General features: G+C 66.5%; 22 protein-coding genes. 7 read left to right on the forward strand and 15 right to left on the reverse strand.

The genetic code is table 11. The annotated features are described in order from the left end of the window. Positions 1-11 precede the first annotated feature (11 nt). The 7 genes from AC1Q5S_RS17475 to AC1Q5S_RS17505 all read left to right on the forward strand — a co-directional run bounded on the left by AC1Q5S_RS17475 (position 12) and on the right by AC1Q5S_RS17505 (position 5,853). Positions 12-302: a helix-turn-helix transcriptional regulator gene (locus AC1Q5S_RS17475; protein ID WP_016452548.1), complete on the forward strand. Its 291-nt coding sequence runs from the start codon at positions 12-14 to the stop codon at positions 300-302. A gap of 26 nt (positions 303-328) precedes the next feature. Then, positions 329-1,177, forward strand: a complete 849-nt coding sequence (locus tag AC1Q5S_RS17480; RefSeq protein WP_016452547.1) for a replication initiator protein A — start codon at positions 329-331, stop codon at positions 1,175-1,177. Between the two features lie 253 nt (positions 1,178-1,430). Continuing rightward, on the forward strand, positions 1,431-2,069 hold the full coding sequence (parA, locus tag AC1Q5S_RS17485) for a ParA family partition ATPase (RefSeq protein WP_016452546.1): 639 nt from the start codon (positions 1,431-1,433) through the stop codon (positions 2,067-2,069). Beyond that, entirely contained in the window at positions 2,066-2,329 is a 264-nt protein-coding gene (locus AC1Q5S_RS17490) for a hypothetical protein (RefSeq protein ID WP_016452545.1), read from the forward strand. Before parA ends, AC1Q5S_RS17490 begins: the two co-directional genes overlap by 4 nt. After that, positions 2,326-2,850, forward strand: coding sequence for a DUF2840 domain-containing protein (locus AC1Q5S_RS17495; RefSeq protein ID WP_016452544.1), 525 nt, complete (start codon positions 2,326-2,328; stop codon positions 2,848-2,850). The genes AC1Q5S_RS17490 and AC1Q5S_RS17495 overlap by 4 nt, the downstream gene beginning before the upstream one ends. Continuing rightward, positions 2,847-3,434 carry a S26 family signal peptidase gene (locus AC1Q5S_RS17500; protein WP_016452543.1) on the forward strand — a complete coding sequence of 196 codons (588 nt, stop codon included), beginning with the start codon at positions 2,847-2,849 and terminating at the stop codon, positions 3,432-3,434. Before AC1Q5S_RS17495 ends, AC1Q5S_RS17500 begins: the two co-directional genes overlap by 4 nt. A gap of 436 nt (positions 3,435-3,870) precedes the next feature. Continuing rightward, positions 3,871-5,853: a relaxase/mobilization nuclease domain-containing protein gene (locus AC1Q5S_RS17505; protein WP_016452542.1), complete on the forward strand. Its 1,983-nt coding sequence runs from the start codon at positions 3,871-3,873 to the stop codon at positions 5,851-5,853. On the opposite strand, the gene AC1Q5S_RS17510 is transcribed toward AC1Q5S_RS17505, so the two are convergent. The 15 genes from AC1Q5S_RS17510 to AC1Q5S_RS17580 form a co-directional block, all read right to left on the reverse strand. Further along, positions 5,846-6,151, reverse strand: coding sequence for a beta-ketoacyl-[acyl-carrier-protein] synthase family protein (locus AC1Q5S_RS17510; protein ID WP_016452541.1), 306 nt, complete (start codon positions 6,149-6,151; stop codon positions 5,846-5,848). The two genes, AC1Q5S_RS17505 and AC1Q5S_RS17510, sit on opposite strands and share 8 nt — an antisense overlap. Positions 6,152-6,160: 9 nt before the next feature. Next, positions 6,161-7,156: a branched-chain amino acid ABC transporter permease gene (locus AC1Q5S_RS17515; protein ID WP_197488159.1), complete on the reverse strand. Its 996-nt coding sequence runs from the start codon at positions 7,154-7,156 to the stop codon at positions 6,161-6,163. A gap of 11 nt (positions 7,157-7,167) precedes the next feature. Beyond that, a complete protein-coding gene (locus AC1Q5S_RS17520; RefSeq protein ID WP_016452539.1) occupies positions 7,168-8,040 on the reverse strand; it encodes a branched-chain amino acid ABC transporter permease in 873 nt (290 codons plus the stop codon). A gap of 19 nt (positions 8,041-8,059) precedes the next feature. Continuing rightward, positions 8,060-8,776 (reverse strand): ABC transporter ATP-binding protein, encoded by a 717-nt coding sequence (locus tag AC1Q5S_RS17525; RefSeq protein WP_016452538.1) that lies wholly within the window; start codon positions 8,774-8,776, stop codon positions 8,060-8,062. Beyond that, entirely contained in the window at positions 8,773-9,540 is a 768-nt protein-coding gene (locus tag AC1Q5S_RS17530; RefSeq protein ID WP_016452537.1) for an ABC transporter ATP-binding protein, read from the reverse strand. The genes AC1Q5S_RS17525 and AC1Q5S_RS17530 overlap by 4 nt, the downstream gene beginning before the upstream one ends. Before the next feature lie 16 nt (positions 9,541-9,556). Beyond that, positions 9,557-10,747 carry an ABC transporter substrate-binding protein gene (locus tag AC1Q5S_RS17535; RefSeq protein ID WP_016452536.1) on the reverse strand — a complete coding sequence of 397 codons (1,191 nt, stop codon included), beginning with the start codon at positions 10,745-10,747 and terminating at the stop codon, positions 9,557-9,559. Positions 10,748-10,802: 55 nt separating this feature from the next. Further along, the gene (locus AC1Q5S_RS17540; RefSeq protein ID WP_016452535.1) at positions 10,803-11,411 is read right to left on the reverse strand and encodes a 2-hydroxychromene-2-carboxylate isomerase; all 609 of its coding nucleotides are present in this window, start codon (positions 11,409-11,411) and stop codon (positions 10,803-10,805) included. Continuing rightward, positions 11,408-12,139: a glutathione binding-like protein gene (locus AC1Q5S_RS17545; protein WP_016452534.1), complete on the reverse strand. Its 732-nt coding sequence runs from the start codon at positions 12,137-12,139 to the stop codon at positions 11,408-11,410. Before AC1Q5S_RS17545 ends, AC1Q5S_RS17540 begins: the two co-directional genes overlap by 4 nt. A gap of 147 nt (positions 12,140-12,286) precedes the next feature. Further along, positions 12,287-13,069, reverse strand: a complete 783-nt coding sequence (locus AC1Q5S_RS17550; protein ID WP_016452533.1) for an SDR family NAD(P)-dependent oxidoreductase — start codon at positions 13,067-13,069, stop codon at positions 12,287-12,289. Between the two features lie 29 nt (positions 13,070-13,098). Then, a complete protein-coding gene (locus AC1Q5S_RS17555; RefSeq protein WP_223275149.1) occupies positions 13,099-13,884 on the reverse strand; it encodes an enoyl-CoA hydratase/isomerase family protein in 786 nt (261 codons plus the stop codon). An 11-nt stretch (positions 13,885-13,895) separates the two neighbouring features. Beyond that, positions 13,896-15,077, reverse strand: a complete 1,182-nt coding sequence (locus AC1Q5S_RS17560; RefSeq protein WP_016452531.1) for a thiolase family protein — start codon at positions 15,075-15,077, stop codon at positions 13,896-13,898. Positions 15,078-15,120: 43 nt separating this feature from the next. Next, a complete protein-coding gene (locus AC1Q5S_RS17565) occupies positions 15,121-16,788 on the reverse strand; it encodes a long-chain fatty acid--CoA ligase (protein ID WP_016452530.1) in 1,668 nt (555 codons plus the stop codon). An 11-nt stretch (positions 16,789-16,799) separates the two neighbouring features. Further along, a complete protein-coding gene (locus tag AC1Q5S_RS17570; protein WP_016452529.1) occupies positions 16,800-17,852 on the reverse strand; it encodes a CaiB/BaiF CoA transferase family protein in 1,053 nt (350 codons plus the stop codon). An 11-nt stretch (positions 17,853-17,863) separates the two neighbouring features. After that, positions 17,864-19,009 carry an acyl-CoA dehydrogenase family protein gene (locus AC1Q5S_RS17575; RefSeq protein ID WP_016452528.1) on the reverse strand — a complete coding sequence of 382 codons (1,146 nt, stop codon included), beginning with the start codon at positions 19,007-19,009 and terminating at the stop codon, positions 17,864-17,866. Positions 19,010-19,156: 147 nt separating this feature from the next. Then, entirely contained in the window at positions 19,157-20,188 is a 1,032-nt protein-coding gene (locus AC1Q5S_RS17580; RefSeq protein ID WP_017405984.1) for a helix-turn-helix domain-containing protein, read from the reverse strand. Positions 20,189-20,213 lie beyond the last annotated feature (25 nt).

A 20,213-nucleotide genomic window follows, 5' to 3' on the forward strand; every position in this document is an offset into this window, starting at 1 on the left:
AGGTTCTCACCATGCGTCCTGCTCCCTTGCGGCCTGCCGCCGCACCCGCAGCTACCCCGGCCGCTGCTGCACAGCCGCAGCGTTATCTCACCAACGACGAGGCTGCCGACTACCTGCGGCTGTCGCCGCGCACGCTGGAAAAGCAGCGCGTGCTGGGTGGCGGCCCCAAGTTCCGCAAGTTCGGCCGCCGCGTCATGTACGCCGTGGCCGACCTCGATGCCTGGGCCGCCGAGCGCAGCTTCGAGAGCACGTCCGATCCCGAATACGCCGAGCAGCACTCGGCGGACAGCCGTGCGCGCTGATCACTGGCGCGCGGGTGGCCTTCGCCATGTTCAGCCCATCCGGGGCAGTCAGGCAGGAGCGCGAACAGCTCGATCTGTTTCGCGCCTTGCCGGGCGACATGGCGCCGCGCGACAGCCAGGACTTGATGGCCTTTCCGTTCTTCTCGCTGGCGAAGTCGCGGCGCACGACGCCGATCGACTTTCAGGCCGGCGGCATCACGATCCGCGTGGAAGGCACGCAGGAACACGGCATCGCCACGATCTGGGATGCCGACGTGCTGATCTGGGCGGCCTCGCAGATCGTGGAGGCGCGCGACGCGGGCTTGCGCCCGTCGCGGCTGATGCAGGCCACGCCCTACGAGATCCTGCGCTTCATCGGGCGCGGTACATCGCTGCGCGACTACCAGCGCCTCAAGGCCGCGCTGGATCGCCTGCAATCCACGACGGTGGCCACGTCCATCCGGGAGACCACGGGAAGGCGGCTGCACCGCTTCTCGTGGATCAACGAGTGGAAGGAGCTGGCCGATGCCAGGGGAACGCCCTTGGGACTGGAGCTGATCCTGCCGGACTGGTTCTATGCGGGCGTGCTCGATGCCGCCCTGGTGCTGACCATCGACCCGGCGTACTTCCGGCTGACGGGCGGGATCGAGCGCTGGCTGTACCGCCTGGTGCGCAAGCACGGTGGGCGGCAGCCGGGCGGGTGGCAGTTCGACTTCCAGCACCTGTACCGCAAGTCGGGCAGCACGGCCAAGCCCTACGACTTTGCCTGCGACCTGCGTGCGCTGGTCGCGCGGCAGTCACTGCCGGGCTACGTCCTGGGCATCGAACGGCTGGATGGCGCCGAGCTGCTGACCTTCCGGCCAGGGCGTCCCGTGCCGTCCACGGCACGGGGATAAACGGTGCGCGTCCTGTGGACGGGCTCGTGCTATCAGGCGTGCCAGGTATCGTGCTATCGGGCGTGGGACTATCGTGCTATCAGGCGTGTCCATCGGCCGCAAAGCCAATGCTGGCGCGGGTTTCGGTCTCCCTTAACTTCCCTAACTTAAATACTCTAACTGGTAGTAGCAGCGCCGCGTCTCGGTGGACAACCGCCACAGGACGCGAAGCGCAGCGGCAACAGCCGGGCTTTCCAACGCGGAGGGCCAGGCCATGATCGTCGCGCTGCTCAACCAGAAAGGCGGCGTGGGCAAGACCACGCTCGCAACGCACATCGCCGGCGAGCTGGCGATGCGCGGCCAGCACGTCGTCCTGCTGGATGCCGATCCGCAGGGCTCCGCGCTGGACTGGACGCAGCGCCGCAGCCAGCAAGGCTTGCCAAGGCTGTTCAGCGCTGTGGGCCTTGCTCGCGAAACCCTGCACCAGGAAGCGCCAGAACTCGCCAGGCGGGCCGATCACGTCGTCATCGACGGGCCACCACGCATCGCGGCGCTGGCGCGCTCCGCGCTGCTGGCGGCCGAGCGGGTGCTGATTCCCGTGCAGCCCAGTCCCTACGACCTGTGGGCCAGTGCCGAGATGGTGGCGCTGATCCGCGAGGCGCAGGTGTTTCGGCCTGCGCTGCGCGCGGCGTTTGTCATCAACCGGCGCGTCAGCACCACGGTGATCGGACGCGAAGCACGCGGAGCGCTGGCCGAGCAGCCGCTGCCCGCGCTGCGCGCGGAAGTGCATCAACGCATCGTGTTCGCCGACAGCGTGGCCGCTGGCCGACTGGCGCGCGAGACGGCGCCCGACAGCGCCGCCGCCAGCGAAATCACCGCGCTGGTGGACGAACTGCTGCGGTGGCCGTCATGAGCAGTCCCGCCAGCAAACGCACGGGCAAGCGCGTGGGCATCGGCGCGCGCCCGCCCGCGAATCCGCACGCCGAGGCGTGGATTCGCCAGGGCAGCGCCGATGACCTCCAGAAAGGCGACCTCTACACGGCCCGCCTGACCCTCGACATCACGCCCGCCATGCGGGCGCGCATCAAGGTATCGGCCTTCACGCAAGGCGTGACGGTGGCTGATCTGTTGCGCGCGCTGCTGAAGCGGGAATTCCCGGAGAAGTCTCCATGATCACACCCGTTTCGACAGCATTGCCGACGTCATCTGCCCCGCCAGTCGGCCGAGCCGATGGCGTGCCGCTGACGCGCGTTGCGCTCGCCTACATCGACCAACGCTTCGACCTCTATCTGCGCTTCGGCGATCCCTCGCGCATCATCCGATTCGACCGCTGGCGTCGCTGCGCGGTGTTCACGCCGAACGCGGTTCTCTGCCGCATCCGCTGGCAGGCCAACGACTACGGCACGATCCGCTGGCAGCTCATGGTGATGCAGGCGTGCATGCCGATGGATGGCGCGCAGCGCATCCCCGGCGTGCAGCCGGGCGCGCGCCTGTTGCTGCACGCCGAGGGTGAGCAATCGGTGCGTGCCGTGCTGGAACGCATCGACGGCATCGAAGCGCTGGGCATCACGCCTGCTACCGCCTCGCCCGCGTACTGGCGCACGCTGGGCAACCGGCTCGCGGCGCGCTTGCCGCTGCCCGAATACAGCGCCGAGCGGCACGCCGCCTGGCTGGCCGTGAGGGCGCTGTCATGAGCACGATTTCTGTTCCCACTGCTGTCACGCATCCACGCTCGCGCCTGCGCGCTCGCCTCATGCTGGCGGGCCTGTCCACCTGCGGCCTCGCTGCGCTTGCCTGGGCGTCCTTCGTGCATCCGCTGCCGCGCCTGACCTACAACCCATCCGACAGCGTGGCGGTCGGATGGTATCGCGTCGATCCGCTCGACCATCGCACCAGCTCGCCGCCACGTCCGTTGTCCGTGGGTAGCATCGTGTTGGTGCCGCTGCCCGCCGAGGCCGCCGCGCTGGCTGCGCAGCGCGGCTACCTACCGACGCGCATCCCGTTGCTCAAGCGCGTGGGCGCGATGGCGCCGCAAGAGGTGTGTATCGCTGACGGCAAAGTCCGCATCGACGGCGTGCCTTCAGCCGCCGTGTTGCCTGCCGATCGCTGGGGCCGGCCGCTGCCATCCTGGCAGCAGTGCCGTCGCCTTCAGCCTGGCGAGCTGTTCCTGCTCAGCGCGACCAATCCGGCGTCTTTCGACAGCCGGTATTTCGGGCCGGTCAGCGCAGCCGCCGTGGTTGGCGTTGCGCGCCCGGTTTGGCTGGAGTCGCGCCCATGATGGCCGCTGATTCGCTGTGCATCATCGTGCTATCGGGCGTGTCGTTCCGGCGGCGTTCCGTGTGTCGTCGCACATGCAGTGCGAGCGCATCCGCGCCGCACTTCACGCTGCCTCCGGCGCAGCCGTCCCACGTGCAGGCGTCTTGTCTCGAACACGGATGGCCTGCGGCCATCGCCGTGTTCGCCGGTGCGCTGGCTGCCGGTGCAGCCTTGCCGCCGGGCCGCAGTTGCCTGGAGCGGATGCGGGAGGCAAATGCGGAAGGCAAGACAAAAGGGGGCGGCACCTGTCGGCCCGCAAAGCCAGTCTGCACGTGGGGGTGGCGCGGCACGCAGCGGCTTCGCCGCCGTGCTGCTTGTGGCGCGTGGCCCGCGTCGATATGGGCTTGTTCGCGTGCTTCGCACGACGGACTACGCCCCAGCTTTCAGGGAGAGAAGTCATGATCAACCGCCGCGACGACGATTTCCACATCCGCCCCAGCGCGCCAAAAAACCGCGGCCAGGGCTTCGTTTCCAAGGTGCTCCAGCAGGCCGGCAAGGCCAGTGGCGGCAAGTCCTCGGTGCGCCGTCCGGCATCGGCCGTCGGCGGCAAGGCCACCGGCCAGCGGCCCGGCTCACGCCTGGGGCGCGGCCATACGGCGGCGCGGTTTGCGGGCGCGAAGCTGACACCCATGTCGCGGCGCGTGACCATCAAGACCCTACTGGTGAACCAGCAGCGGGCCAGCCCGCAATCGCTCGCCAAGCACCTACGCTACATCGAGCGCGACGGCGTGGGCCGCGACGGCGAGCCAGGCCAAGCCTACGGGCCGCAGACCGATACCGCCGACCTCGACGCCTTCAAGGAACGCTGCGCCGACGACCGGCATCACTTCCGCTTCATCGTCTCGCCCGAGGACGGCGCGGAGCTGGAAGACCTGCGCACCTATACACGGCATCTGATGAACCGCATGGAAGCTGACCTGGGCACACGGCTGGAATGGGTGGCCGTTGATCACTGGAACACCGACAACCCCCACGCCCACCTGATCGTGCGCGGGCGCGACGATACCAGCAAAGACCTCATCATCGCGGGTGACTACATCGCCGATGGCTTTCGGCATCGCGCATCCGAGCTGGCGACCGAATGGCTGGGGCCGCGCACCGAACTGGAGATCCAGCAGACCTTGCAACGCGAGGTGGAGCAGGAGCGGTGGACGAGCCTGGATCGCACGCTGAAACGCGAGGCCGGCGAAGACGGCCGGGTGCAGATCGAACGCTTCAACGAACCGAAGCTGCAACGCCAACGCCTGCTGCTGATCGGCCGCCTGCAACGCTTGCAGCGCCTGGGGCTGGCCGACGAGACGCAGCCGGGCACCTGGGCCGTCCATGCCGATGCCGAGAAGACCCTGCGCGCCCTGGGCGAGCGTGGCGACATCATCCGCACCATGCAGCGTGCCATGCGCGGCGAGCCGCGCGAACTGGCGGTGTTCGAGCCGGGCGACGATGGCCGAACCATTCTCGGCCGCGTAGCCGCGAAGGGGCTGGCCGACGAGCTGCGCGACCGTGGCTATCTGGTCATCGACGGGGTGGACGGCAAGGCCCACTACGTCGCGCTCAACACCCGCGACGAGCTGGCGAACTATCCCACCGGCGCCGTGGTGGAGGTGAAGGGATCGGCCGACGTGCGCGCGGCCGACAAGAACATCGCCGTGCTGGCGAGCGATGGTCTGTACCGCACCGACCACCACCTTGCTATCGCGCAGGGCCAGGCCGTGCCGGGCCGCGATCCGCAGGAAGTCGTCGCGGCCCACGTCCGGCGCTTGGAAGCCCTGCGCCGGGCAGGCATCGTGGAGCGCGTGGCCGAAGGGCTATGGAAGGTGCCGGGCGACCTGCCCGATCAGGGCCGTCGCTACGACGCGCAGCGCCTGGGCGGCGTGGCCGTGGAGCTGAAATCGCACCTGCCCATCGAGCGGCAGGCCCGCGTGATCGGGGCCACCTGGCTTGACCAGCAGTTGATCGGCGGCGGCTCTGGCCTGGGCGACCTGGGCTTTGGCGGTGAGGCCAAGCAGGCAATGCAACAGCGCACCGACTTCCTGGCCGAACAGGGGCTGGCCGAGCGGCGCGGCCAACGCGTCATCCTGGCGCGCAATCTGCTGGCAACGCTGCGCAGCCGGGATGTAGCGCATGCCGCGAAGGACTTGGCCGCCGAAACTGGCCTGGAGCATCGGCCCGTGGCCGATGGCCAGCGCGTGGCGGGCATCTACCGCCGCAGCGTCATGCTGGCCAGCGGGCGCTACGCCATGCTCGATGACGGCATGGGGTTCAGCCTGGTGCCATGGAGGCCTGTCATCGAACAACGACTCGGTATGCCGATTTCTGCGCAGGTACATGACGGCCGCGTATCCTGGCAAATCCGACGGCAACAGGGCTTATCTGTTATCTGAAGCCAGCAGCATATCGAGCACCCACTGCAAGGATGCGTCTACAAGCGTTCTCGATGTTGACGACCGGAATGCGCCTGATGCCCATGCCGCGCAACGCCACCTTTCCGGGGATCAGCACCTGGTCGGCCATGACACCAGCAGCGGCGTTGCGCATGTGGGGCGCCTGCAGTTGGGACGGGGTGATGCCTGCATCGGCAATGGCTTCGCCAATCGCCTCGGCGGTGAGCGATTTGAGACCGCAGTCAATGTGCTTGCCGGAACGGGTCATGCCCGTGCCAGCGACGAAGACGGGCTGCATGGAAAGCATCTAAGACTGGGCGGATGAGGAATTTGCACGCCTGCGCCGGAGGCTGGTGATCCAGCCGCTCAAGCCATTGGGGGCCAGGAAGACCACCGCGAGCAGTGCGAAGCCGAAGATCATCCACGGCGCGGATTGCGACACGCTCTCGGCCAAGTTGGGCGTGAGCACGATGAAGGCAGCCCCCAGGAAGGCGCCCCACAGGCTGCGCACCCCGCCCACGAAGCTGCCCACCAGCAGGGACACCGAGAGCAGGAAGGGAAAGTTCTCGGGCGCGACGAACTGGCCCGCCACCACGCTCAGGGCACCGGCCAGGCCGGTGAACGCCGCGCTGAGGCCGAACATCTGCGTGCGCAGGGCGGTGATGTCGAGCCCGCCCGCCGCCGCCGCGAGCGGCTGGTCGCGCGAGGCGTCCACCAGGCGGCCGAACTGCGAGCCGAGAATCCGCCGCGCCAGCAGGAAGGCGCAGAGCGCGCAGGCCGCAACGCAGGCCATGATGGCCCAGTCCGCCCGGTCGGCCAGCACTCCTGGGAACACAGGTTTTTCCAGGACGATCCCCGCCACGCCGCCGGTCAGCCACTCGATCTTTTTCCACTTGAGCGCCTGCGGTGTCACCACCGCCACCGCGAAGGTGGACAGCGCCAGATAAAGCATGGGCAGCCGCAGCGCCGGGAAGCCGAAGAGGAAACCCGCCACGAAGCACAACAGCGCCGCCACCGGCACGCCCACGTAGAATGGCCAGCCCAGGTGATGCGAGAGCACCGCCGCAGTATAGGCACCGATGGCGAAGAAGGCGCTGTGGCCGAGCGAGATCTGGCCCGTGTAGCCGGTGAGCAGGTTCAGGCCCATGATGGCGATGCCATAGATCAGCACCTGCGTCATCACGTACAACGGATAACTTTGCCAACTAAAGGACCAGGCCAGCAGCGCGAGCCCGACCACCGAGGCCGTCCAGCGCAACCAGGTGGGCGATGCCGCCGGGCGGATGTTGAGTGGGGCGTTCATGGTACTCATGCTCACACCCTCACCTGGGCCGTCTTGCCGAAGATACCGGCGGGCCGCAAGACCAGCATCGCGATGATCAACAGCATGATGCAGGTCAGTTTCAGGTCGTTGCCGACCACGTAGGCGCCCAGCAGGTTCTCCAGTACCCCGACGGCGAAGCCCCCGGCCACGGCGCCCACAGGGCTGGCGATGCCGCCCAGCAGCGCGCCCGCCAGTGCGTAGATCAGCGGCCCCATCATCATCGACGGCTCCAGGAACACGATGGGCGCGGCCATCAGCCCCGCCACGGCACCGGCCACCGCTGCAAGACCCCAGCCCACGGCCAGCACCTTGTTGGTGCTGATGCCCGACAGTTCCGCCGACGGCGCGTTCACCGCCACCGCACGCATCGCCAGGCCGAACCGGGTGAAGCGGAAGAACGCGAATACCGCCGCCAGTTCGGCCAGGGTGACGAGCAGAACGCCGACCTCGTGGGCCGACAGATAGGGTTCGGCACGGCTGAGGACGCCACCGAACGGCGTGGCGAACTCCAGCATCTCATGCCCGAACAGCCAGCCGACCAGGCTGTTCAAGATGATGAGCAGCGCGATGCTGGCCGCCACGACCGAGAGCACCGGCTTGTGCCGCAGGGGCTGGAAGATGACCCGTTCCAGCGCCAGCCCGAGCAGGAAGGAACCCACGACCACGACGGCGAAGGCCACCCACCATGATGCGCCCGCCTGAACCAACGCCCAGCTCATATAGGTGGAGAACATCGCCAGTTCGCCCTGCGCGAAGTTGACGGACGAAGTGCAGCGATAGATGAGCACAAGCGCGATGGCGAGGCTGGCATAGATGCCGCCCGCCGCCAGGCCCGAAGCTATCTGGTGAAGGAATGCTTGCATGGTGATGAACCTTTTTTGATCAGTGGCCGAGGTAGCTGCGGCGCACGGCGTCGTCTTCGCGCAGCTCGGCTGCGGTGCCCTGGGCAGTGACGCGCCCGCTTTCGAGCACATAGGCCCGGTTGACTAGGTTCAGCGCGACCTGGGCGTTCTGCTCCACGATGAGCGCCGTGAGGTGCTCGGTTTCGCGCAACTGGTGCAGGAGTTCGTAGATCTCCTGCGTCACGCGCGGCGCGATGCCGAACGAAGGCTCGTCCAGCAGCAGCATCTTGGGGCGCGTCATCAGCGCGCGCGCGATGGCCAGCATCTGCTGCTCGCCGCCGCTGAGCGTGCCCGCCGCCTGCTTCGCGCGGCTGGACAGCTTGGGAAACAGCGTCTGCATCCGGGCGATGTCCTGCTCGATGCCGTCCTTGTCGCGGCGGTGGATGGCGCCCACGCGCAGGTTTTCCAGCACCGTCAGGTCGCCAAAGGTGCCGCGCCCTTCGGGCACGTGGGCGATGCCCAGCGAGGCGATGGCGGGCGCGGCCATGTCGATGATGTCCTGGCCCTCGAAGCGCAGCGTGCCCTTGGCAGTCACCTGCTGGTGGCTGATGGCGCGCAGGATGGAGGTCTTTCCCGCGCCGTTGGCGCCGAGCAGCGCCACCATCTCGCCGGCCTGCACGTGCAGGTCGATGCCATGCACCACCGCCGTTCGGCCGTAGGCCACCGCGAGGTTGCGGATTTCAAGCCGTTGGGTCACAGCACACCTCCCAGATAGGCATCGAGCACGGCGTCGTTGTTGGCCACTTCCTCGGGCGAGCCCTGGGCGAGCTTGCGGCCAAAGCTCAGTACCGCGAGGTCGGAGCAGGTCTTCATCACGAAGCGCATGTTGTGCTCCACGATCACCATGGTCAGCTTCAATTCCTCGTGCAGGCGCAGCAGCACGTCGCGCAGTTCATCGACCTCGCCAGCGGTGAGGCCAGCGGCGGGTTCGTCAAGCAGCAGCAGCTTGGGCCGCGTCACCAGCGCCCGCGCGATTTCCACGCGGTGCTGGATGCCCACCGGCAGTTCCGCCACGCCCCGGTCGGCATAGTCGGACAGCCGCAGCGTGGCCAGGGCCGCGTCAGCCGAGTGCGCGATTTCTTCCTCGGCGGCACGGACGGCGCGCGAGCGCAGCGCGGCACCCAGCATCGACACCGGCAGCCGCGCGTGCGCACCCACCATCACGTTTTCGCGCACCGTGAGCGAGGGGTAGAGCGCCACGTTCTGGAAGGTGCGGCTCAGACCCAGCCGTGCCACGCCGTGGCGCGGCAGGCGCGTCAACTCGGCCTGGCCGAAGCGCACGCTGCCGTGGGTGGGCCGGTACAGGCCGCTGATGCAGTTGAAGCAGGTCGTCTTGCCAGCGCCGTTCGGCCCGATCAGGCCGAAGATGCAGCCCTCGGGCACGTCCATCGAGAAGGCGTCCAGCGCGACGACACCGCCGAAGCGGATCGTCAGGTCGCGTACGGAAAGAATGGGTTCCATCGCTGCGCTCGCCCCGTCAGGACGGCATCACCTTCCAGCTCGTGCCGTCGAACTGCTGGATGCGCATGTCCGGTATCGGGTGAGGGCGGGCGTCGCTGGTCTTGACACGCAGGCCCGGCAGCATCATGGGCAAATCCATGTCCAGGCGGCGCGACTGCCGCATGATGTTCTCGCGCGAGAGGTCGTTGCCGCACTGCTTGAGCAACTGCACTGTCACTTGCCCAAGGCAGGCACCGAGCACGGTGAGGTACTCCTTGGCCGCGCCTTTGTTGTATTTGTCCATGAAGGCATGCCAGGCCAGGACACCAGGGTCGTCCTTCCAGGTCGGATCGCTCGGATCCTTGAGGAACGCGGCGCTCATGATGCCCTTGACCTTGTCCAGCCCCACCGGAGTCAGCACCGCGGGCACCGAAGATGCGCTCGGGTTGATGTAGATGGCCGGGCGCCAGCCGATGTCGTGGGTCTTGCGCAGCGACTGGAGGGTGGCTTTGGGCGAACCCCACGCCACCAGCACGTCCGCGCCCGAGGCATGCATGGAGACGATCTGCGAGTCCACCGTCGGATCCGACACTTCATGCGACTCTTCGCTGATGAGCTTCTTCCCGGCGGCAGCCAGAACCTCCTTCACGCCACGCAGCACATCCTTGCCGGCGTCGTCGTTCTGGTAGAACATGGCGATCTTCGCGTTGGGCCGCGTCTGCAGGATGTGCCTGGCCAGGATGCGCCCTTCGTCGGTGTACAGGGGCAGCCAGCCCATGCTCCAGGGGAACTTAGCCGCATCATCCAGCCACGTGGCAGAGCCGGACGAAACGAAGAGTTGCGGTACTTTGGCGTTGTTGAGATAGCTGCGCGACGCCAGCCCAGTGGACGAGCCTATCTGCGCCGCGAGAAAAGCCACCTGATCGCGCTCCACCAGGCGGCGCGATTGCTCCAGGGTTTTCGGCGGGCTGTAGCCATCGTCGGCCAGCACCAGCTTGAGCTGGCGCCCATTCACGCCGCCCTCGGCGTTGACCAGGTCAAACCATGCAGACATGGTCTTGCCGACGACGCCATAGCCTGCGGCCGGGCCGCTGAGCGGCCCGGTCGAGCCGATCTTGATCTCGCGATCCGTCACGCCCGGGGTGCCTGCGCCCTGCGCGCGGACCAGGCCAGAAACGCCGGTCAGCATGGCGCCGGAAAGCATGGTGATGAATTGTCTTTTTTGCATGATGTCTCCTGTGGTGGTGGTGAGATGAATGGATGGGTGAACCCTGCTTGCGGTATCAGGCCGTCTTCCCTTGCAGGCGCAGCACGGCTTCGCGGATCAGCGGCATGCGGTCGTTGCCGAAATACATGTCGGTCTTGTCCACAAAGATGGTCGGCGAGCCAAAGCCGCCGCGCGCGACCACCTCATCGGTGTTGGCCTTGAGCTGATCCTTGATCGCCTGCTCGCCGATGCCTGCAAAGAATGGGGCGGGATCGATGCCAATGCGCTGGCACACATGGGTCAGCACCGAATCCTGCGAGATGTCCTGGTCCTCGCCCCAATAGGCTTCAAATATGGCGCGGGCAAACGGCACCATGTCGTTGCCGAGCCAGACGCAGCCGCGCATCGCCTTCACGCTGTTGACGGGAAACACCGTCGGCGGCATCTTGATCGCAAGCCCCGTCGAGCGGGCCCAATCTGCCAGATCCTTTTTCAGGTAGCGGGCCTTCTGCGGCACCGGCGTCTCGCGCGAGGCGTAGACGGTCGGATTGATCGTGTTGAAGATGCCGCCGACCAGGATGGGCCGCCATGTGACCTCGACGCCCAGTTCGTCGGCGAGCGGCTGGATGTTGTGGAAGGCGAGATAGGTCCAGGGGCTGGAGCAGTCGAAGAAGAATTCGATCATGGTGTTTCTCGCTGGTTGTTGGGCGACATGCGGTGTGCCATCTCCTTGGCCTTCTGGCCGAACATGTTCTTTCTTGCTTCGTCGTCCAGCGGCTCCTTCTCGAATTTGCCGACCGCCAGTCCCGCCTGCACTTGCGGCCGGGCGCGCACGCTGGCGTACCAGCGCTTGATGTGGGGAAAATCGTCGAGCGTGAAGCCTTGCGCCTTGTGGGTCATGGCCCAGGGAAAGCAGGCGATGTCGGCGATGCCGTACTCGGCGCCGGCGACATAGGCGCCGGTCTTGCCGAGCTGGGTATCGAGCACGCGATACAGCCGCGCCGCTTCGTCGCGGTAACGCTCGATCGCGTAGGCGATCTTTTCCTGCGCATACAGCGCAAAGTGACCATGCTGGCCGAGCATGGGCCCCAGTCCGCTCACCTGCCACATCACCCATTGCATGGTTTGGGTGAAGCCGCGCAGATCCGTGGGCAGGAAGCGGTTGGTTTTCTGGGCCAGATAGACCAGGATGGCGCCGGTCTCGAACACCGAAAGCGGGCCGCCGCCGTCGAGCGGCGCATGGTCCACTATGGCCGGAATGCGGTTGTTCGGGCTGATCGCCAGAAATTCCGGCTTGAATTGCTCGCCAGCGCGGATGTTGACCGGAGTCACCGTATAGGGAAGTCCGAGTTCCTCAAGCAGGATGGAGATCTTCCAGCCGTTGGGTGTCGGTGCGTAATGCAGGTCAATCATGGCGAATGACGCTCCTGGCGAGCTGCGGATCGACATCACGCCATGACTTGCAGTCACCCGTGGCCGGCCCCCTGACATTCCAGGCTCCCGTCGCGCGGCTTTCTCGGGTTGACGACATCATGCGCAGCTCTTCGAGGGTTCAAGGCGTCAGCGCGGCGCCATGCGGAGGGCCCCATCCACGCGGATGGACTCGGCGTTCATGTAGCCGCAAGTGACCAGAAACTCGACGGCCTGCGCGAATTCATCGGGGTCGCCCAAACGCTTGGGAAAGGGCACGCTGGCCGCCAGCGCTTGCTTGACGTTGTCCGGCAGGGCCAGCAGCAAGGGGGTGCCGAAGATCCCCGGCAGGATGGTGTTGACGCGAACGCCTTCGTCCATCAGGTCGCGTGCGATCGGCAAGGTCATGCCCATGACGGCGGCCTTGCTGGCGGCATAGCTGGCCTGGCCGACCTGGCCGTCCACCGCAGCGGCCGAAGCGGTGTTGACCACGACGCCGCGGTCGCCGTCGGCCAGCGGTTCCAGCGCCAGCATGCCCGCCGTCGATTTGGCAATGCAGCGGAACGTGCCCACCAGGTTGATCTGCACGATGCGGTTGAAGCGATCCACCGCACTCGGGCGGATCTCACCCGTTTTCCGATCGCGGCTGACAGTCTTGACGGCGTCGGCCGTGCCGGCGCAGTTGACCAAAACGCGTTCCTGCCCGATCGCGGCGCGGGCCTTGGCGAAGGCTGCGTCCACCTGCTCCTCGGACGTTACGTCCACGTTGCAGTAAACGCCGCCAAGCTCGCTGGCCAACGCCTGGCCGACGGCTTCGTTCATGTCGAAGATGGCGACCTTGACGCCATGGCTGGCCAAACGCCGGGCCGTGGCGGCCCCCAGGCCGGAAGCCCCCCCGGTGATGACGGCAGAAATGCCGGAATTGAGTTGCATGGTTTTTCCTTGAAGATGACAGACAGGCGTTATTGGCCGGTGAATTTGGGGGTGCGCTTGCCCAGGAATGCCGCTTGCCCTTCCAGGTTGTCGGCCGAACGCAAAGCGACAACGAAATTGCGCTTCTCATGCTCCAGGCCCTGCGCGAGCGGGGTTTCAAAGCTGGCCAGGGCCGCATCCTTGGCCAGCGCCACGGCCAGCGGCGAATTGGCCGCAATCCGGCTGGCCATCGCCAACGCCGTCGGCAGGGCCTGGCCGTCCGCCGTCACTTCGGCGACGATGCCGACGTCGCAAGCCTTGCGGGCATCCATGAAATCGCCGGTCAGCAACAGCGCCATGGCTTTGGACTTGCCGATGGCATGAATCAAGCGCTGGGTGCCGCCCGCACCGGGGATGGCGCCCAGCTTGACTTCCGGCACGCCGAACTTGGCGGACTCGCCCGCGATCACGATGTCGCAGGCCAGCGCCAGTTCCGTGCCGCCGCCCAGCGCGACCTTTTCCACCGCCGCGATGACGGGCTTGGGGAAGCGCCCCAGCGCCGCAAAGAAGTCCCAGCCGGTCGCCGAGCGGTCGCCCAGCAGCGGCGCGGCGCGCAGCACTTCAAAGGCCGTGATGTCGGCGCCCGCGCAAAACACGCCCTCGGCGCCGGTGATGACGACGACCCGCACGACATCGTCGTCGCGCAGTTGCGCAAGCTGTGCGGACAGGCCATCGAACACCGCGCGGTTCAGGCTGTTCTTCGCACGCGGGCGGTTGATGGTCAGGGTGACGACGGCGCCGTCACGGCTGACGAGCACTTCACTGGCTTCGCTCATGGTGGCCCCGCTCATGCAAGCCGCTCGATGATGGTGGTGTTGGCCGTGCCCGAAGCCTCGCAGATGGTTTGCAGGCCATAGCGGCCGCCCCGGCGCTCCAGTTCGTACAGCAGGTCGGTGAGCATGCGCGCGCCGGTGGAACCCAGCGGATGGCCAATGGCCATCGAGCCGCCGTTGACATTCAGGCGGTCGTCCGGGATGCCGAATTCCTGCTGGAACATCAGCGGCACGCCGCCGAAAGCCTCGTTGACTTCGAACAGGTCGATGTCGTTGATGGTCAGGCCCGATTCCTTCAATGCCTTGCGGGTGGAGTCGAGCACGGCGGTGAACTGGATCACCGGGTCGGCGGCGGCCACGGCGGTGCTGACGAAGCGCGCACGCGGCTTGAGGCCATGCTTTTTGGCATAGGCACGGCTGGCGATCAGCAGTGCGGCGGCGCCGTCGCTGATCTGCGACGAGTTGCCGGCGGTGGTGGTGCCGTTGGCGGCAAACACGGCTTTCAGCGTGGCCAGCTTCTCGGGGTCGGGGTTGGCGCGCACGCCCTCGTCGGCGGCGACGACGGGGCTGTTCGGGTCGGCCGGGTCCTCGGTCAGATGCACCAGTTGATCCTTGATGCGACCGGCCTGAATCGCCTCGGCGGCGCGCTTGTGGCTGCGCACGGCGGATGCATCCAGGACTTCACGGGTCAGGCCGAAGCGCGAGTTCAGCAACTCCGACGAAACGCCTTGCGGTATCAGCGGGTTGTCCTGGTAGCGCGCCAGTTCGCGCGGGCTGTATTGCGCGCCCAGCGGCGCGCCGGGCTTGAACGACGGCGGCAGCGGCGCCTGCGACATCGACTCCACCCCCCCGCCGATGGCCAGCTGGTAGGCCCCCGCCTGGATGCCATGCACGGCAAAACTCACCGCCTGCTGGCCGGAGCCGCATTGCCGGTCCACCGTCACAGCCGGGACGGATTCGGGCAGCCCCGCCGCCAGCACGGCATGGCGGGCCAGGTTGCCATGCTGCTGGTCCCACTGCAGCACACAGCCGACGATCACGTCGTCCAGATCGGAGGGGTTGACGCCGGACTGTTCGACCAGCTGGCGCAGCGTCTCGGCCATCAGATCGACGGGGTGCCATTTTTGCAGGCGCCCGCCGCGCTTGCCCACGGGGGTGCGCAGCGCGCCGACGATCACGGGTTCATGGTCATTCATGTGGTTCTCCTGGTAAGAAACTGGGGGTCATGCAAAGCGGGTGTCAGGCGGAATAGCGGTCTGCCTGCTCGACGCGTATGCGCTTCTTGTCGAGCTTGCCGACGCTGGTCTTGGGGATGGCCTCGACGAACAGAACCTGATCCGGCCACTGCCACTTGGCGAAGGCGCTGCCCAGGTGCTCCTTCAGTTGTTCCTGGGTCGCCTGCTGGCCGGGCTTGAGCACCACCAGGGCCAGCGGCCGCTCCTGCCACTTCGGATGCGGAACGCCGACCACGGCGGCGTCGCGCACGGCGGGGTGGCCCATGAGCAGGTTTTCCATGTCGATGGAAGAAATCCATTCGCCGCCGCTCTTGATCACGTCCTTGATGCGGTCGGTGACCTTGAGGTAGCCGTTCTCGTCCACCGTGCCGACATCGCCCGAGCGCCACCAGCCACCCTCCAGGAAGCGGTCTGCGGAATCGGGCATGTCGTGGTAGCTGGCCGTGATCCAGGGGCCGCGCACGCAAATCTCGCCCGCCGACTTTCCGTCATGCGGCAAGTCCTTGTCATCGGCATCGAGGATGCGGATGTCCACCCCGGTCAGCACCAGACCCTGCTTGCGCTTGAGGTTCCAGCGCTCTTCCTCGGTCAGGCGCTTCTTGAGCGTGGACTTGAGGCGGTTCATGGTCACCAGCGTCGTGGCTTCGGTGGCACCGTAGCCGTGGACCACCTCGGCACCGGTGAGTTTGTAGAAACCGATCATCATCGACAGCGGCGGCTCGGAGGCGCCGGACAGCATGCGCATGCTGCTGAAGTCCGGCTTGACCGGCATCGTTTCGATGTACTGCAGCATGGGCTGAAAGATGGCCGGTGCGCCGTTGGCGACCGTCACGCCCTCGGCGATCATGGCGTCAACCAGGGGCTTGGTGTCCTCGGCGACATAGCGGCCCGGCAGCACGATCTTGTCGCCCAGCAGCGTGGCGGCCTGCGGCAGGCCCCAGCATTGCCCGTGGAACATGGGCGTGATGAGCATCACGCAGTCGCTCAGCGTCATGCCCAGATTGGTGGCCATGCCCGTGGAGTGCAGGTAGATGCAGCGGTGCGAGTAGTACACGCCCTTGGGCTTGCCCGTGGTGCCGGTGGTGTAGCAGGCGCTGTAGGCCGAGGTTTCGTCGATCTCGGGCCAGTCGATCTTGGGGTCGGCGGCGGCCAGCAGGTCTTCGTAGTGCAGCAGCGGTTTCAGCGTGGTCTTAATCTGGTCCAGCGGCTTGTCGGTCATGACGATCCAGCCCTTGATCTGGGGCGAATTCGCCGCGACGGATTCGGCGATGGGCAGCAATGATTCGTCCACGCATACGTAGGACACTTGGCTGTGGCCGACCACGTAGCCCAGGTCTTCGGCGCCCAGGCGCAGGTTCATCTGCAGCATGACCGCGCCCAGGCCAGGGATGGACCAGTACAGCTCGAAATGGCGTCGGCTGTTCCAGTCCAGGATGCCGACCCGGTCGCCAGGTTCGACACCGAGCGCGCGCAGCGCATTGGCGCTGCGGCAGACGCGCGCGTAGCAGTCGGCATAGGTGTAGCGGTCCCAGCCGCCATCGGGCGTGCGGTAGACGATCTCCTGGTCTCCGTGGGTGCGCGCGGCGTGCCGGATGAGCGTCGTGGTGTTGAGCTGGCGGTCGTTGCCCGAGGTAGACGGGCAGCCGCGCACGATCTTGGTGGTGTTGGTCATTCTCTGGTCTCCTATGTGGTTGCGTTGAGTGCCTGGAACCGTGGGGCCGGGGCCGCCTCGATGGCGCCGGAGGGGGTGGTCTGGTAGATACCCCGTGCCGCGTTGTGCGGATGCCGCGCCGCCTCGGCCAGGCTGAGCACGGGCGCGAAGCAGGCGTCGCTGCCTTCGAGCAACGCGCACCAGTGCGCCCTGGGTTGGCTGCGGATGAGGGCCGCAATGCGCTCCTTCAGCGCTGGCCACGTCGTCGTGTCGTACTGGTCGGCAGGGTTCACGTCCGTCAGGCCCAGCTTCGACAGCAGCAGTGCGTGGAACGCGGGCTCCACCACCGCGAGGCTGATGAAGCCGCCGTCGGCACAGGCGTACACGTCATAGAACGGCGAATCGTGAAACGGGCTCGGCTTCGTGCCGTCGATCTGCCCATTGGCGCGAATCCAATGCACCAGCGTGCCCATCATGGCCACGATGTCGATGATGGCGGCATCCACGACCCGGCCGCGGCCACTGCCCCTACCGTTACCGCGCGCATCGACCAGCGCGCAGGCGACACCGAAGGCCATGCCCAGCGCCCCGGCCGCGTCCCCGAGCACCGAGGGCGGCACGATGGGCATCTGCCCCTTGCGGGCCGACAGCGACAGCAGGCCCGTCAGCGCCACGTAGTTCAGGTCGTGGCCAGCGGCCCGGGAGAGCGGGCCGTCCTGGCCCCAGCCCGTCATCCGGCCATAGACCAGCTTGGGGTTGCGCGCCGCGCATTCGGCGGGGCCGAACCCCAGCCGTTCCATCACGCCGGGGCGAAAGCCTTCGATCAGAACGTCGGACTGGCCGATCAGATCCAGGGCGCGCGCCTTGCCGCCGGGCGACTTCAGGTCGGTGATCTCGACCGTCTTGCCCCGGTGCAGCGGGTTGGCCGCCGCCCCGCCCAGCGGCTGCGCCCCGGCGGCCTGCTCGGCCCGTGTCAGCGCAATCACCTCGGCACCCATGTCGGCCAGCATCATGGCGGCCAGCGGGCCCGGCCCGATCCCTTCGAACTCCACCACACGGACGCCGTGCAGTGGCTTTTGCAGCATGTGCGAGGCGTTCACAGCTTCCTCGCAATCAGTTCTTTCATGACCTCGTTCGCGCCGCCGTAGATCTTCTGCACGCGCGAGGTGGTGTACATGCGCGCGATCGGGTATTCGTACATGTAGCCGTAGCCGCCGAACATCTGCAGGCACTCGTCCACCACGCGGCACTGCTGCTCGCTGCACCACCACTTGGCCATGTACGCGGCTTCGGCGTCGAGCTTTCCGTCCAGCAGCCGCTGGATGCAGTCGTTGACGAAGGTGCGCACCACGTGAGCGGTGGTGGCGATCTCGGCCAGCTTGTGGCGCGTGGTCTGCATCTCGAACAGCGGTGCGCCGAAAATCTTGCGCTCCTTCGTGTATTCGACGGTGAGTTCCAGGGCCCGGTCGATGATGGCCGCCGCAGGCACGGCGATGGTCATGCGTTCGTAGGGCAACTGGCCCATCAACTGCTTGAAACCAAGCCCTTCGACGCCCCCCAGGACTTGATCGACCGGCACGCGCACCCCGTCGAAGAAGAGTTCGGCGGTGTCCGACGCATGCAGGCCGATCTTGTCGAGCAGGCGGCCCACGCGGAACCCTGGCAGGTTCTCGGTCTCCACCACGATCAGCGAAAGGCCTCGGCTGCCCGCCTCGCCGGTGCGTGCGACCACAATCAGCAGATTGCAGGTGTAGCCGTTGGTGATGAAGGTCTTGGCACCGTCGATCACGTAGTGGTCGCCATCACGGCGCGCGCGGGTGGCGATGGCCTTGAGGTCCGTCCCGCAGCCGGGTTCGGTCATCGCAATGCCGAGCAGCATCTCGCCGCTGCTCAGCTTGGGCAGCCAGCGCTGCTTCTGCTCCTCGGTGCCGTAGTCCATGATGTAGTGCGCAGCGATGCTGTTCACCTGGACGTTGTTGGGCATTTCCGCTCTGGTCAACTCATCCTGTACCACCAGCTGGTAGGCAATGCTGGCCCCGGTGCCGCCGTAGGCTTCGGGCATTTCGGGCAGCATGAACCCCATCTCGCCGAAGGGCCGCCAGGTCTCGCGCGGGACGTAGCCCTGTTCGCGCCAAGCGGGCAGGTGCGGAGCCATCTCGGCGGCGATGTAGCGGCGCACCTGGTCGCGAAAGGTCTCGATGTCGCTGTCCATCCAGGGTTGACGGTGCAATTGCGGCAGCATGGGAGCGCTCCTCAGAAGGTTTGTACGATGAAGGTTTGAAAACTTGGCCAGCGATGCGGCCCCGGGTCATGCCCGCATACCCACAACGGGGCGGGCGAAGCGTCGAATCTCTGCGTTCTCAGTCTGTCCAGGGCATATGGTCGGCATTCAGCCCGTGCGCGTCTTGCCCGCCAGTGCATGGCAAGTTGACTTTGCGTGTGCAAGGGAAAGCCCGGCTGACTCGACCGGGCCGATGGCGGAGCCGTGAGCAGTCATGCCGCGTGCATCGCTGGGCGACACTCCAAAGCGTTGTTTGAATGCGCGGCAGAAATGGCTGGTGGAGTTGAAGCCCCAGTGAAAGGCGATCGCCGAGACCTGCAGATGCCGGCAGACCGGGTCAACGAGTGTCCGCCAGCACGCTTGCAATCGGCTTTCCAGGATGTGGCCGACCACCGTGGTATCGCCCTGCGCAAACAGCGCATGAAGGTAACGCAGTGAAATACCGTGCGCCGCGGCGATGCGTGCCGGACTCAGGTCATCCTCTTGAAAATGCTGGGCGATGTAGGCAAGTACTCGTTCGCGCAACGCGGCCATGGCCGTGAATCGAGTGGCGCTCTCCGGCTCTGGCAGCGCAATGTCCAGAAGCCCGATCACCGTGCGGCAAAGGGCGACGTGGGCGGAGGGCGGCACGGCGCCGATCTCCTTTGCCAACCCCATCAGGTGTTGGCTGAGCAGTGAGCCCACGCCTGTGTGACTGTCAATGCGGCAGGCTGCGGGCGGCTGCTTGCGGCCCGGTAGATGCTCGCGCATGAGCTGCCAGGGAATCATCAACGACACGCTGTGGGTTCGTTCCAGCACCTCATAGTCTTGCCGCTGATCGGTACGCCAGAGGAACATGTCGCCCTCGCAGATTGGCGTGTCCCACTGCTGCAACTGTACTCGGCCGCTCAGGTTCAGCTGCAGCCCCAGGCAGAACTCATCGTCGAATGACGAATGTCCAGGAGGAGACTGCTCGACGCAAGCACCGGTCACGGTGCATACCAAGGAGGCTCCGGCGAGTTCGTGTCGCCGCAACTTCGCCTGGAATGCAGCAGGCTTCGCCGGGGAGGAAAGACTCCAGCGCTGGAAGGAGTCCTTGAGGATCGCTTCCGTCGCATCTATCCTGCCCTCGATGGGCGCATGGTCGATGGACCATTCCATGGGTGACTGTTGCAGCACTTGTCGT

The organism is Acidovorax sp. GW835-FHT14B10 (assembly GCF_058793725.1).